Source organism: Prochlorococcus marinus CUG1438 (genome assembly GCA_017644325.1).
Lineage (GTDB): Bacteria > Cyanobacteriota > Cyanobacteriia > PCC-6307 > Cyanobiaceae > Prochlorococcus_A > Prochlorococcus_A marinus_AA.
Genome location: JAEPLS010000001.1, coordinates 134,636 through 149,094, shown reverse-complemented (window position 1 = coordinate 149,094; position 14,459 = coordinate 134,636). Strand labels below are relative to the sequence as shown.

Sequence of the window (14,459 nt, the reverse complement as noted above, 5' to 3'; positions counted from 1 at the left end):
AATTTTTGAAATTTTACTCATTATGAATCTCTCAAAAAAATTTGAAGAATTAATAATAAAACAACTTGAGAGTTTTGGTTGCTCAATGGGAGTGACACATTTAGTTATGTATCTTGCTTCAGCTAAGCAAGGAACCAAGGCATCTTTTGAAGAAATAGGTCAGTGGCCACAAATTGATAGGATTTTAATATCAATCGAAGATGATCCTTCATTGAAAGTTTCTTCTCCTAATAGAAGATGGTACCCGCTTCAAGAGAACGATATTCTACTAGGTGTCCTCAGAGTAGAAACTGATTTAAAAGGGGGTAATTGGCCAGTATCTCTTGATCATAGATTAAAAGCACTTTCACTATCTTTAGCTAAGTGCGTTTCTATCGAATTAGATCGTCAAAATAAAAATGAAGAAATAAATTATTTAAAAAATCAGGTTAATATCATAATCCATCAATTAAGGAATCCATTGGCTGCGCTTAGGACATATGCAAAATTACTTATAAAAAGACTTGGTACAGATGATGACTCTATTCAAATAGTGGAACGCATGATAACTGAGCAAAAGCAAATTAATCAATATATGGACTCTTTTGCCCAATTAAATAAATCTATTAAACTGCCTCTAGAAATTGGAGAAGAAAGATTATTATTACCCCCAAATCTAGATAATAAAAAAGAAATAACTGTTCAGAGTTTATTAAAGCCAATTCTAGAAAGGGGCAAAGCTAATGCGAACTTAGATAATAGAGATTGGACTGAACCTTCTCTGTGGCCTAATTGGACTGTATCGCCATTAAATGTTAGATATGCTGTGATTGCTGAAATTGTTGCTAATTTACTAGAAAATGCCTTTAAATACGCTCAAAAAGATGCTGAGATTGGTCTCATATTTACTAGTAAAGGTTTGTGCATATTTGATAATGGTAAAAAAATAACTAAGAGTGAAAATGAGAAAATTTTTCAAAAAGGCTTTAGAGGATCTGCTGCTAAAAAGAAAGACGGTACAGGTGTGGGTCTTTTTTTAGCGAGGAAATTAGCAAAACAAATAGGAGGCGAATTGAGATTGCTGGAAAATCACTCGATCGATAATATTGAGGAATTAAGAAATCTTAAAAAGAAAAATATTTTCTATTTAGAACTTCCTATAAGAGAATTGCATGCATAAATAACATTGTTGTTTCAACTAGTACAACACTCGCTCCGCAAGCATCTCCATTGAAGCCTCCAATTTTGTTCCCTAGAATGTTTGGAATAGAATAACTTAAAAAAATACCAATCAATATGAGAAATAAAAAATTAATTAATATTGGTTCGGATGTAAATGAAACTAATCTGTAACCTATTAAAATTACTATAAAAACAATGGAAATTAAAGATTCTTTCTTAAATCCATTCCAAAACTTTTTATGACTAATAGATTTTTTCTTATAGCTCAAATATTTAAACTTTTCTATAAAGAATAAATTTGAAAATCTTCCCCAAAATAAGCACATTGGCAAAACAATAATTATTTGGTTTTGGATTTTGAGTATGCAAGCAATCTGAATTAAAGTTATGAAAACAAAAGCTTGAACCCCAAAAGACCCAACTTTACTATCTTTCATGGCTTTTAAACGTTTCTTTTTGCCTGCAAAAATACCATCGAAAGTATCCATTAACCCATCGAGGTGTAAACCACCAGTAATTAAATATCCTGAAGCTAAACAAATTAATGTTGATCCATAAATAGACCAGGAGTTTTCTCTTAAAAAAATAAAAATATAACCCTGTATTGTTCCTATAAAGAATCCCAAAGGCGGCGCAAATTGTGCAATATTTTTAAATTCAGGATTAATAAAAGGTATCTTTGGAAATGTCGTATAAAAAATCCAAGACCCTGCAAAGTTTTTTATTAAATATTTTTTGATGAGGTAAAAATAGATTCAATATTTCATAATAGGTTAAATTAATAGAAAAAGACCAAAAAATTTTTTAATTTATCGTGTTTGAATTTGAAATTACATCAAATTGCAATAATACAAAGGCAAGAACTGGTATATTTCATACCCCAAATGGTGAGGTAAAAACTCCAAGATTCATGCCTGTGGGAACTTTGGCAACGGTTAAAGGAATTTCATCTAAGCAGTTAACTTGTACAGGATCAGAAATGATCCTTTCAAATACCTTCCATCTACATCTACAACCTGGAGAAAAACTAGTTAAAGAATCTGGAGGAATACATAAGTTCATGAATTGGCCTAAGCCTATTCTGACTGATTCAGGTGGGTATCAAGTTTTTAGTTTGGCCAAATTAAATAATATTTCTGATAAAGGAGTGGAATTTAAAAATCCAAGAGATGGTAGTCATGTATTTTTATCACCCGAAAAAGTAATGCAGATACAAATGGATCTTGGCTCTGATGTTGCGATGGCTTTTGATCATTGTCCGCCTCACACAGCTAACGAAAATGATATTGAGGATTCTTTAGAAAAGACTCATTCATGGTTGCAAAAATGTGTTGATACTCATCAGAAATCAAATCAAGCATTATTCGGAATAGTTCAAGGTGGAAAGTATCCAAGTTTAAGAGAATATAGTGCAAAATTTACAAGTTCTTTTGATCTGCCTGGCATAGCGGTAGGAGGAGTGAGCGTTGGAGAGGCAGTTGAAGAAATCCATAGTGTAATTAATTACGTCTCGAAATTCTTACCAATAAATAAACCAAGATATCTAATGGGAATTGGCTCTTTAAGAGAAATTTCTTTAGCTGTTGCTAAAGGATTCGATATATTTGACTGTGTTTTACCTACAAGACTGGGAAGACATGGAACTGCACTGTTTAATAACGAAAGATTGAATTTGCGAAATGCTCGATTTAGAAATGACTTTTCTCCGATTGATAAAACTTGTAAATGTGAAACCTGTAAATCCTATTCGCGTGCATATTTGCATCATCTAATTAGAAATGATGAAATATTAGGTCTCACCTTAATTAGCTTGCATAATATTGCTCATTTAATAAGATTTACCAATGCAATTTCTAAGGCAATCGAAGATAATTGTTTTACAATTGATTTCGCTCCTTGGAAAACATCCTCTATTGCTCACCATACATGGTAACGTCTTATCATAATTAATTTAATTATTAAAAAGGTGCTCATTCTATTAAATACATTCGCTGAATTGCCAGAAGCTTACAAGGCTTTCGCTCCAACTGTAGATGTTCTTCCACTAATACCTTTATTTTTCTTTTTATTGGTATTTGTTTGGCAGGCGGCCGTTGGATTTAAATAAAATTCTTTTTTTTGGAATAGTCAGTCTTAGAAGGGATTTTCAAGTAAAATTGCATCTCCCGAATTTTCTACAGCACTTTCTATAAAATCTGCTATTTTAAGCGCTCTTGAGGCTTGCTCACCATCTACCTCAGGTATTTCTTTGCCTTGAACGCATTTAAGAAAATGTTCCAACTCTGCATATAGAGGCTCAATTGAAGTTGTGCTGACTTCTTCGACATAGCCATCATTCCTATAAACTAATTCGCCATGCTCTGCTGTATATGATTCATGGGACTTTCGATGTATTTGAAGAGAGTGATTTAAGAAATCAGTTTCAACTAGCCCATTTTGACAGTGAGCACTTAAGCTCCTAATTTTTTTGTGACTCATCTTGCTGGCAGTTAAGCTTGCAATAACATTATTTTTAAAAACTAAAGTAGCATTCACATAATCTATTAATCCTTCGCTATTTCTACCCCCAACAGCTGCTAGTTTTTGAATTTTAGAGTTTACAAGCTCTAAAACAAGATCAATATCATGAATCATTAAATCCATTACCACAGAAACATCATTTGCTCTATCTGCATGAGGGCTATGTCTTCTTGCTTCTAAAACAACAATTTCTTCGTTATTTACTATTTTATTTAATTCTCTAAAAGCAGGATTAAATCTTTCAATATGACCAACTTGTAATAGACAATTACTTGTATTCGCTGCCTCTATTAAAGATTTTGCTTCTAACTCGTTAGCTGCAATTGGTTTTTCAATTAGAACATTGATACCTTCTTTAAGACAATCGAGTCCAACTTCTTGATGAAGTAGTGTTGGGACAGCGATACAAATAGCATCAACTTTTGGTATTAAGTCCCTATAATCTTCGAACCATTCACATTGAAATTGCTCAATAGCTAGCTTGCCTCTCTCTTCATTTGGATCTGCAACCCCAATGAGATTAGCATCTTTGAGTAAACTCAGAACTCGAGCATGATGCCATCCCATATTTCCAATACCTATAACTCCAACCTTTACTGGTGATGAGGTTGGTTGCATAACTTTAAATCCAAATATTAAGTATCATTATCCTCCATAGGAAGCCCCATTTAGCTTTTAGGAAGGATAATTTTAACACGATCAATCTTCGGACCTGACATAGAGATAACTTCAAATTTAATGTCATCAAAATCTAGAACGTCGCCAATTTTTGGAACCATTTGAAATTTTTCTAGCAGAAATCCAGCTAGGGTATGGTAGTCAGAACCCTCTGGAATCGAACAATTTAACTTTTTATTGATATCTATAATTTCTGATTTTCCAGCTATTGACCATTTTTTAGAAAAATTATCTAACATTTTCATATCGGAATAAATTCTACTACTGAGCATTTCCTCTCCAACTATTTCTCCATTAAGATCAGCAGCAGTTATCAAACCTTCTGTGCCTCCGTGTTCATCAACTACCAGTAAAAAGGGATTATATTCTCTAACTATTGGTAATATTTCTGCTAATGAACTTGTTTCTATTATTTTAGTAACTGGTAAAAGAAAGGGCTCCAATAATGTATCGGCTTCCATTTCACCCTTCGATATTGGCTTTGCTAAATAACGTAAATCTAATACACCTAATACATCATCTAGAGACTCGTCAATAACAAAAAAGCGTGCATGTCGAGTTTTGTCTACTTGTTTCATAAGTTCTGAAAAAGTTATGTTTCTGGGCAAAGTTACCATCTCTGATCTTGGAATCATTACTTCTTTTACCTGAGTATCTTTTAAAGCAAAAACACCTTCAAGAATATTCTTCTCATCTGGTTTTAAACCTGTAACATTATCTGTTTCTATAAGAGTTTCTAATTCGCTGGCGGATAATCCCGAATTTAAAGAGTCCCACTTGTTATTTAAGTTGAATAAACCTAAGCAGGCGCTGGCAAAAAATTCGATTATCGTGACTATAGGTTGCATACCTTTTCTTACCGCGTCGAATATGGTGGTTAACCTTAATGCAGCAGATTCTGGGTTATTAATTACTAGGGCTTTAGGAATCAGTCCAGAGATGAGAGTAACTACAAAAACAATAAATAAAAATAGCAGAAGATCATAAAATCTATTTGGCAATATATTTCTTTTCCAATAATCATTTGCGACACTATTACTAAGCCATCCTATTGCAATTAATGAAATTGTTACTCCAAATTGAGAAGCAATTAAGGAAGATCTAAATCTTTTTTGAATTTTTAGAATTGAAAATGCTCCTTTCTTTTTTTCTTCTATTAGCCTTAAAACCTTGCTTGGCCTTATTAATAAAAAAGAGAGTTCACTAGCTGCGAAAAAAGCTGGGAAAAATAAAATAAATATAAGTAGAGTTATTTTCATTCAATGACAAATGGATGATGGGGGTGGCGAGGATCGAACTCGCCTTAGCCAAATTATGAGTTTGGTGCATTCACCAGATTGCTACACCCCCAAGGGAATTGAATTAAATTAAATTACATTGTTTTTCAATATACAATATAAAAATAATATTTCAAAAAATACCTTATTAGTAAGTTTTTGTGAGATTTCTTTTTTTTCTTCTAATCTTTAACTATAAATTAAACTTTTGCTGATGGTTAATTTTTCTGAAAAGTATGATTCCAATAAAGCCAAATTGTTAAAACAGTTAATTGAAAAATCTTATAAGAAGGGAGACTTTACATTGGCTTCCGGTAAAAAAAGTAGTCATTACTTAAATTGCAAACCGGTCTCTTTGAATGGCGAAGGGCTAAACTTAATAAGTGATTTATTTTTAGATTTAAAAGACTCAAGGTCAAAAGCTGTTGCAGGAATGACATTAGGTGCGGATCCTCTTGTAAGTGGATTAATCGTTAAAGCAACCTCGCAGGGCTTAGACCTGAATGGTTTAATAATTCGCAAAGATATTAAAAAATACGGTACCAAGGCTGGAATAGAGGGACCTGTTTTAGAAAAAGGCACTTTAGTATCTGTTTTAGAGGATGTTGTTACAACGGCTGGTTCAGTAATAAAAGCTATAAATAAGCTACGCGAAAATAATTATGTTGTTCAGGAGGTTTTGTCTATCGTAGATAGGCAAGAAGGAGGATTTGAAGCTCTTAGCGAAGAAAATGTTAAATTGAAAAGTCTTTTTACGATAAAAGACTTTTTATAATTATTTTAGAATGCAAGGTATAGAAAAAAAGTTTTGGCTTGAAAAATTTGATTGTTTTTCAGTTACTGGAAAAGATTCCAGGAAATTTTTGAATGGAATAACAACAAGTAATATTCTAAATTCAGAAAAAAAAGTTATAAAAACTTGTTGGCTCACTCCAAATGGAGTTCTAAGGGCATTAATTGAAATTTTTGTTTCAGAAAGAAACTTAGAAGTAATCATCTTGGCGGGTAATACTTATGAAATAATTGATTACTTTAATCAAATTATCTTTCCAGCGGATGATGTACTTTTAAGTGAACCTTTCTTGATAAATAGAATTCAGGAAGTTGATGAATCTAGTTCATGGAGAACTTACCTGCCTATTTTCTTTAAAACAGAAGATAAAGAATTTGAAATATACAAAAATAAACTAAATTTACTGAATTCCTATGATTTAAAAATCTGGAAGATTAATCAGGCAATACCCTCTTTAGAAATGGAAATAAACGGAAAAAATAATCCTCTTGAGCTCGGATTAAAAGATCTTATAGATTTTAATAAAGGTTGTTATTTAGGACAAGAAACAATGTCAAAAATAAAAAATGTTGCGTCTTTAAAACAGGAAATAAGAACTTGGAGATTATTTGAATCTAATTTGAATTTAGATGTTGAAGATAAAAATTTATATATAAATTCTGCTAAAGATATTTCTGTAGGCAAAATCACTAGTATTTTTAAATCAGATTCTCAAATAAAAGGCTTAGCAATGATAAAAAGAAAATATTTAGAAGAAGGAAGTTATTTTTTTTCAGAAATGTTTGGAAAAATTATTATAAATAAATCTGTAGGATCAATTTTTCTTTAATTGATTTTTGATTAAATATTCTGCAATTTTTAGAGTAGCCAAACAATCATCTTTGTTATATTCGATAATCTTTTTTAAAAATATTTCGTTTTCTGTAATTTGATATTGAATCCACCAATAAACGGCTTTCGAGCCACTTACATTTTTCTGCATCCATTCAAAGCCAAGCCAATTTGAAACGGTTTTTAAGCCATAGTTTTTTAGTGGTAATATCCACGACTTTCTTATTAAGGTATGTAAGTCTATAAATCTAGAGGTCAGTGAATCAATTTCTTTAAAACTAAAATTTAGTTCTTTAGCAATATTAATTATGGCTATTTTTTCAGTTTCTCCATAATGTAAGACTGGCCATTCCTTGTTTGAAAAAAGTATTTCTATAATTTGACTATAAGATTCTCCTTTATTGTTTTTAAGATTTAAGATTGGCTCATAAATAAGATTTTCTTTTTCTATAAACAAATTATTTATTTTTAAAAAACCATATAAAAAATCATGCTTATCATCTGGATTTGACTCAATATCGAATACATAAAATCCCGAGCATATTTTTTTTAATAGATCGTCCATATCATTCTTATTGGAAATAAAGTATGGTTCTCCAGAGATATATGCTTGAGCTTGCTTTATAAATGTAGAGGCCTTTTCAAACTTTTGATCTTTGAATTTAGATAATTTCTCGCCAAGTTGTTTCTCGCTATACGAAGCTAATGTTCGGGTATCAGATATTCCATTTGTTATGAGTAATGATGCCGTTTTGGATCCTATTCCATCTATATCTGTTAAATATCCATTTTCTTTTGCTTCTTTGTCACAAAATTTTTGCCATGAACAAATAGTACATTTTTTTCTATCTTGAGTTATTTCTGGTATAAATCCCTCCAAGCATTCATTCAAACTTAATAAAACATTAAAAACTTTTTTTCTTAATTTTTTATTTAAATAAATTTCTTCAACATTAACTTTTTTATCAGAACTAGAAATTACTAATCCCTTCTCAATTTTAGATTCTTGAAAAGATTCCAAGAGCATAGAACTAAAAGCTAAGTCGAATAAATGTTCTTTGGTAGTTTTTTGGCCTAACTTATAAACAGCAGGTAAATATTTATATTGTCCCCATTTACTTTTACCTTTTGTCTTTACAAGTAATTGAGGACGTATCTCTGCGTTAATATTTTGGAAAAGATTACCTTTGATTGATAATCCAATTACCCCTTGATAACCATTTTCACAGGCTTTTAATCCTGAATATATTTCACTATTACAAAATTCAGAGAAAATTTGAAACTGATTAATTTTATCTATAGCTTTATGGGGAGACCAAACTTCATAAGATTTTTTACCCTTAAAATCTAGCCATGCTTTTCTTTTGCATCTTGTAAAACTTTTTAAATGAAGAGAATTCAAATTATTTTTTAAGGGCGGTTTTAAAATTTACGCATATAAATTAGTATAGATAAATAGAAGAAATAAAGGAAATTTTAAATTTGACAGCTTATAAATTAGATAAGATAAAATTTGGAACTGATGGGTGGAGAGGAATTATTGGATTTGATTTTAATTTATCTAATCTTTCAAGAGTTGTAGTTGCTGCGTGCCAAGAGTTGAATTATCAATACTATAAAGAAGTTAATTCAAAGAAAATTGTTATTGGGTATGATCGTAGGTTTATGGCTTGTGAATTTGCCAAACAAATAGTTCCTTTTGTGAGAGGATGTGGTTTCGAACCGATCTTATCTGGTAGCTTTGTTACGACCCCCTCTTGTAGTTTCTATGCCAAAGAAGTGGGTTGTCTTGGAGCGTTAGTAATAACAGCAAGTCATAATCCATATAATTGGCTAGGTCTGAAAATAAAGAGCTTTAATGGATGTTCTGTTGACGAATCTTTTACAAGTGAAGTTGAAAAAAGACTAGTGCTTGGAAATTCAATTGAAAAAAAAGATGGTGTTAATCACTTAGTAGATATTAAGAAATTTCATTTAGATAGAATTAAATCCCTTTTTGATATTGACTTTATTTCTAATAGATTGAAAAAAATGAAATTGAGAATTTTTGTAGACTCTATGCATGGCTCAGCTGCAAATTGTATGGCTGAGATTTTTGCTTCTAATGATTTTGAAGTTATTTCAGAAATCAGAAATGATGCTGATCCTTTTTTTGGAGGAAAACCTCCTGAACCTCTTTTAAATTATGCAGATGATCTAAAGCAAATACTAATAAAAAATTCAACAGTTGAAGTGAAAACTCTAGGAATTATCTTTGATGGCGATGGTGATAGAATTGCGGCAATTGATGAAAAAGGAAGATATTCTAGTACTCAAGATTTACTCCCATACTTCATTAGCTATTTGGGGGAAATTAAAAATAATTCTTATCCAGTTTTAAAGACTGTTAGTGGTTCAGATATTATTAAAAATATATCAGAGAGTCAAAATAGAGATGTTTTTGAACTGCCAGTTGGCTTTAAATATATTGCTGAAAAAATGATTAAAGAGAAAATATTTATTGGAGGAGAGGAATCTGGGGGAGTTGGTTTTGGTGACTTTATGCCTGAAAGGGATGCTTTGTATGCAGCAATGGTTTTATTAAATGGAATTGCTGAAAAATCTCAATATTTATATGAAACTCTAGATGAAATTCAAAAAGATTTTGGGCCAAGTTTTTATAAAAGAATTGATATTAAATTTCCAAATCAGTCAGAAAAAAATAATGTAAAAGAATTTATCATAGATAATATTCCTGAGAATATTAATAGTCACAAGTTAAAAAGTATCTCAAAGATCGATGGAATAAAGTTGAGAATTGATAAAAATTTTTGGCTTCTTTTTAGGTTTTCAGGAACGGAACCTCTTTTAAGGTTATATTGTGAAGCACCAAAAGAATCTTATTTAAATGAGTTATTAGAATGGGGTCAAGTATTTATAAATTTGGCAGGAAAATAAAGATGAAAAATTTATATTTAGCGAGTAAGAATAAAGGTAAAATTGAAGAATATAAGAAATTGCTTGCAAGAGTTAATTGTAAATTATTACTTCAGCCAGAATCCTTAGAAGTTGAAGAGGATGGACTGACATTTAGAGATAATGCAATTAAAAAAGCGAGTGAAGTTTCGAGAAAAACAAATGATTTTTCAATAGCAGACGATTCGGGAATTTGTATTGAAGCACTAGATGGTAAGCCTGGCATTTACTCATCTAGATATGCAGAAAATGATCAGAAGAGAATTGAAAGAGTTTTAAAAGAACTTGATGGAGTAAAAAATAGAAGTGCTTTCTTTATTGCCAATATTTGTGTTTGTTCCCCAAATGGTGAAGTGATTATTGAATCTGAGGCCAAATGTCATGGCAATATTATTTTAATCCCGAGAGGAAAAGGTGGTTTTGGGTATGACCCAATTTTTGAGGAGAGTTCTACCAGGTTAACTTTCGCAGAAATGAATAATGATATTAAAGACTCTTGTAGTCATAGAGGTAAAGCATTAAAAAAAATTATTCCAGATTTAATTGAAATTTTTTCTTAAATTTAATTAACCCAAGATCCATGAAGGCCATGAGGAATTGAAATTGGTAATTCATAAACAGCTAATTCTTTTAAGTCTTTTGCGTCTAATATCACTAAATCGCTACCTCTTCTTTCTCCATTCCATAAAATTATAAATAAAAATCCCTCATCTTCTTTAGAATAGTTTTTTGATGGAACCATAATTGGTTCACTTACGAATCCACTTGGACCTGCTGACCAAGAAATCTCTTCTTTAGAAGTTAAATTTATTTTTTTTATTGCTTGAAGTGGAGCGTTTCCCAGCTTTTGAGATGTGCTTGCCATCCAACTAAAAGTTGCTTTTAATCCTAAGTTTTTAGGATTGACAACAGCAAATTCACAACATTGTTCACTTATAGTTTCAAGTTCACTAGTTTTTTTCTTTAGATCGATAATTGATCTTTTCAGTTTTCCTTCTGGATATTTATCAAAGTCAATATCCCTAAAATTCTCGTCTGGACCAACTGATGGGAAATCATCATAAAAAATACTATCTAATACGATTTTGGAATCTTTTTCAAATGCATTTACATGATGAAAAACGAATCCTTCTGGAGCATCTATTGTTAACGGTGGCTGACCTCTAAATAATCCACTTTCTCTAGGGATGATAAAAAACTTTGCCTTTTTATTTGGGTTTGACTTTAGACATTGTGCTGCTCCTCTTTGACCCATTACAAATGGAAGAGGATTGAAATCAATAGCATTTTGTAAAAAAATTGCCCAATTAGTTGTAATTGCGAAATCATGAAGGAAAGCAAAGCCATTAAAGCTATCTTTTCTGTCGAAAATGAGCTCTCCAGAATTTTTACCAGCATTATTAAATTCCATTAATCTAATGGTACTTTTTGGCCCGGTTTGTACTCCAAAAGTGACTAAAAGTTCTGAAGATGCATTTGAGTTTAGGTCTGTTTTGGGATGAGCACTGAATGCTTCGTTGGGCTTCAGTACCCCTTTTAATGTTGTTAAACCAATAGTTTCAAGACTATTAGGATCCATTGCATGCGGACCAGCTGCTTCCCATAATGCGAGAATCTCATCTCCTAATTTAACGACATGGGTATTAGCGATATTCTTGAATTTTAGATCTAATGCATTATTTAAAATTCCTCCATTTTTTTGTGTCCCAAAAACACCTCTATAAATAAATTTATTTATTTTTTCTTCTTCCAAATAGCCCTTAGTTTTAACAAATCTATTTGTTAAGAATGGCTGACCATTTTCGAATTTAATGGATGTTACCATTCCATCACCATCAAATGGGTGATGAACCCATTGCCCACCTCTCTCTAATATTCCTGGTCCATTTCTTAATAATGTTCCATTTAAATTTTTAATATTATTACCTTTTCTAACTGTAAGAGGCTCTTTAGTTATCTCCTTTTCTACATTTTGATAAGCACTGGACCAATCTTCTTTATTAAAACTTTTAATTTTATCAATTTTTTTATCTTGTAAATTAGTCACAACAAAACAATCATTTTATATATCTTCGCCGAAAATCAACTGAATTGTGGCTAATTAGAAAAAATTCCTATTTTATTGATTTTCTAGAATTCCTTTACTGCTTGGAATTGAATCAGATCTTCTTAGATCTATTTCTGTAGCCATACGTAAACCTCTGGAAAAAGCTTTAAAGCAAGCCTCAACTATATGATGTGAATTACTACCTTGTATTTGATTAATATGCAGCGTAATTCCGCTGTTATTTACAAAGGCAGTAAAAAACTCTTTTACTAGTTCAGTATCATAATTTCCTATTCTAGGAGCCTTTAATTGAAGATCATAAGACAGATGTGGTCTACCAGAGCAGTCTAAAGTGACTTGTACTAATGCTTCATCTAATGGGGCAAAGAAATGTCCAAATCTGTTTATTCCTTTTCTTTCGCCCAGGGCTTTTGAAAATGCTTTGCCTAATGCGATTCCTACATCTTCATTTGTATGATGATCATCAATATGGGTATCTCCAATAGCTTTTATATTTAAATCAAATAAACCATGACTGGATATTTGTTGAAGCATATGATCTAAGAATGGTATCCCGGTATCAATCTCGGAAATACCATTTCCATCCAAGTTTATAAATACAGAAATATCTGTTTCATTCGTTTTTCTTTTTATTTCAGATTGCCTTGGAGATGACATTTTTATACAAAAAACTTTGTTTACATTCCATTAATGCAGTAACCCGCATCAACATAAATTGTTTGGCCTGAAATGCCGCTAGAGAGATCACTTAATAAAAAAGCAGCAGTATTACCTACTTCTGTTTGAGTGACTGTTCTGCGTAAAGGAGCCTTTTCTTCAACATTGTGAATCATATCTAAAATGCCACCTATAGCAGAACTAGCAAGTGTTCTTATAGGTCCAGCACTTATTGCATTAACTCTTACTTGTTTTTCTGGACCAAGTTCTGCAGAAAGATATCTGACTGAAGCTTCTAAAGCTGCTTTAGCGACTCCCATCACGTTATAGTTAGGAATCGCTCTTTCTGATCCTAAATAAGTTAATGAGACAACGCCAGCACCATCACTAAATAGTGGTTTTGCAGCTTTACATAAAGGTGCTAATGAATAAGCACTTATATTAAGAGCCCTATCAAAACCTTCTGAAGTAGTAGCACTATAATCTCCAATCAATTCGTCTCGTCCTGCAAATGCTAAGCAGTGAACTAATCCGTCGATTTGCCCCCAATTGTTTTTTATATTTTGAAAGATTTCTTCTATTTGAACCGGATTTTGTACGTCAAGAGGCAAAAATAACGATGGTTTTAAAGGTTCAGTTAGTTCTCTAACTTTAGATTCGAATCTTCCCTTATCATCCGGCAAATATGTGATTCCAAGTTCTGCGCCAGCTTTTGAAAGTTGTTGAGCAATACCCCATGCTATTGAACGATTATTGGCAATTCCTGTAACAAGAATTCTTTTGCCAGTTAGATTAAGAAGCATTTTGTTTATTATTTCTATATATTCTCCTATATCAAAGTACCCATCTTTACGGATTACTGCAAAATATACAATAATTTTCAAATATCAAAGGATATTTAATCTAAACATGGTCAGAACAAATTCTATGATTTTGGAATTAGGTTTTCAATTACCTAATTTCGAAATGTTAAATGCTAATTCTTCAAATAATCAATACTTTAATTCTTGTAATCTAGATAATCGGCATTTACTTTTAATGTTTATTTGTGCCCATTGTCCATTTGTTAAATATATTGAGAATCAAATTTTTATCTTAAGTAAAGAAATTGAAACTACAGTTCAAACGGTTGCAATTTCAAGTAATGATATTGTCACTCATCCTTCAGATTCTCCTGAAAAATTGAGATTGCAAGCACAATCACAGGGATGGAGTTTTCCTTATCTGTATGATGAAAATCAAAAATTTGCTAAGGAGTTAAAAGCAGCTTGCACCCCAGATTTTTATCTTTTTTCAAATGAAGGAGATGGTGATTTTTTATTGTTTTATCATGGCCAATTAGACGATAGTAGACCAGGTAATAATATCCCTTTGTCTGGTGAAGATTTGCGCTCTGCGGTAAGAGATTTGAATGAAGATAATTCTTATCCCTCAAATCAGATGCCCTCTTTAGGTTGCAATATTAAATGGACTCCTGGAAAAGAACCGAGTTGGTTTAAATGAATTAAGATGTTTTTTT

The 14,459-nt window shown here is 31.5% G+C and carries 15 protein-coding genes and 1 tRNA gene; 8 read left to right on the top strand and 8 right to left on the bottom strand.

Going from position 1 to position 14,459, the window contains the following annotated elements:
* The first annotated feature begins 22 nt into the window (after nt 1-22).
* On the top strand, nt 23-1,159 hold the full coding sequence (locus JJ847_00945) for a sensor histidine kinase (protein ID MBO6959451.1): 1,137 nt from the start codon (nt 23-25) through the stop codon (nt 1,157-1,159).
* Here the strand turns inward: JJ847_00945 and JJ847_00940 are convergent.
* Complete coding sequence (locus JJ847_00940) at nt 1,137-1,886, bottom strand: adenosylcobinamide-GDP ribazoletransferase (protein MBO6959450.1); 750 nt, start codon at nt 1,884-1,886, stop codon at nt 1,137-1,139. The genes JJ847_00945 and JJ847_00940 overlap by 23 nt on opposite strands.
* Before the next feature lie 89 nt (nt 1,887-1,975).
* Between JJ847_00940 and tgt the strand changes: the two genes are divergently transcribed.
* Together tgt and JJ847_00930 are read left to right on the top strand one after the other, a co-directional pair.
* Nucleotides 1,976-3,094, top strand: a complete 1,119-nt coding sequence (gene tgt / locus JJ847_00935) for a tRNA guanosine(34) transglycosylase Tgt (protein MBO6959449.1) — start codon at nt 1,976-1,978, stop codon at nt 3,092-3,094.
* A 33-nt stretch (nt 3,095-3,127) separates the two neighbouring features.
* Nucleotides 3,128-3,268, top strand: coding sequence for a photosystem II reaction center protein K (locus tag JJ847_00930; protein MBO6959448.1), 141 nt, complete (start codon nt 3,128-3,130; stop codon nt 3,266-3,268).
* Nucleotides 3,269-3,294: 26 nt separating this feature from the next.
* On the opposite strand, the gene JJ847_00925 is transcribed toward JJ847_00930, so the two are convergent.
* From JJ847_00925 to JJ847_00915, 3 genes are all read right to left on the bottom strand, one after another.
* The gene (locus JJ847_00925; protein MBO6959447.1) at nt 3,295-4,299 is read right to left on the bottom strand and encodes a Gfo/Idh/MocA family oxidoreductase; all 1,005 of its coding nucleotides are present in this window, start codon (nt 4,297-4,299) and stop codon (nt 3,295-3,297) included.
* Nucleotides 4,300-4,349: 50 nt separating this feature from the next.
* Nucleotides 4,350-5,618, bottom strand: coding sequence for an HlyC/CorC family transporter (locus JJ847_00920; protein ID MBO6959446.1), 1,269 nt, complete (start codon nt 5,616-5,618; stop codon nt 4,350-4,352).
* Between the two features lie 18 nt (nt 5,619-5,636).
* A tRNA-Ile gene (locus JJ847_00915) sits at nt 5,637-5,709 on the bottom strand.
* Between the two features lie 141 nt (nt 5,710-5,850).
* Here JJ847_00915 and pyrE point away from each other — a divergent pair.
* Nucleotides 5,851-6,411, top strand: a complete 561-nt coding sequence (gene pyrE, locus JJ847_00910) for an orotate phosphoribosyltransferase (GenBank protein MBO6959445.1) — start codon at nt 5,851-5,853, stop codon at nt 6,409-6,411.
* Nucleotides 6,412-6,421: 10 nt separating this feature from the next.
* On the top strand, nt 6,422-7,258 hold the full coding sequence (locus JJ847_00905; protein MBO6959444.1) for a tRNA-modifying protein YgfZ: 837 nt from the start codon (nt 6,422-6,424) through the stop codon (nt 7,256-7,258).
* Here the strand turns inward: JJ847_00905 and JJ847_00900 are convergent.
* Complete coding sequence (locus JJ847_00900; protein ID MBO6959443.1) at nt 7,244-8,662, bottom strand: TM0106 family RecB-like putative nuclease; 1,419 nt, start codon at nt 8,660-8,662, stop codon at nt 7,244-7,246. The genes JJ847_00905 and JJ847_00900 overlap by 15 nt on opposite strands.
* Before the next feature lie 80 nt (nt 8,663-8,742).
* Here JJ847_00900 and JJ847_00895 point away from each other — a divergent pair, with 80 nt between their 5' ends.
* Nucleotides 8,743-10,197, top strand: a complete 1,455-nt coding sequence (locus JJ847_00895; protein MBO6959442.1) for a phosphoglucomutase/phosphomannomutase family protein — start codon at nt 8,743-8,745, stop codon at nt 10,195-10,197.
* 2 nt (nt 10,198-10,199) lie between these two features.
* Nucleotides 10,200-10,775 (top strand): RdgB/HAM1 family non-canonical purine NTP pyrophosphatase, encoded by a 576-nt coding sequence (rdgB, locus tag JJ847_00890; protein MBO6959441.1) that lies wholly within the window; start codon nt 10,200-10,202, stop codon nt 10,773-10,775.
* 2 nt (nt 10,776-10,777) lie between these two features.
* Here rdgB and JJ847_00885 read toward each other — a convergent pair whose 3' ends face one another.
* The 3 genes from JJ847_00885 to fabI form a co-directional block, all read right to left on the bottom strand.
* Entirely contained in the window at nt 10,778-12,262 is a 1,485-nt protein-coding gene (locus JJ847_00885; GenBank protein MBO6959440.1) for a carotenoid oxygenase family protein, read from the bottom strand.
* 72 nt (nt 12,263-12,334) lie between these two features.
* A complete protein-coding gene (gene hisB, locus JJ847_00880) occupies nt 12,335-12,940 on the bottom strand; it encodes an imidazoleglycerol-phosphate dehydratase HisB (protein ID MBO6959439.1) in 606 nt (201 codons plus the stop codon).
* Between the two features lie 20 nt (nt 12,941-12,960).
* Nucleotides 12,961-13,743, bottom strand: a complete 783-nt coding sequence (gene fabI / locus JJ847_00875) for an enoyl-ACP reductase FabI (GenBank protein MBO6959438.1) — start codon at nt 13,741-13,743, stop codon at nt 12,961-12,963.
* Between the two features lie 106 nt (nt 13,744-13,849).
* Here fabI and JJ847_00870 point away from each other — a divergent pair, with 106 nt between their 5' ends.
* Entirely contained in the window at nt 13,850-14,443 is a 594-nt protein-coding gene (locus tag JJ847_00870) for a thioredoxin family protein (GenBank protein MBO6959437.1), read from the top strand.
* The last annotated feature ends 16 nt before the right edge of the window (nt 14,444-14,459 follow it).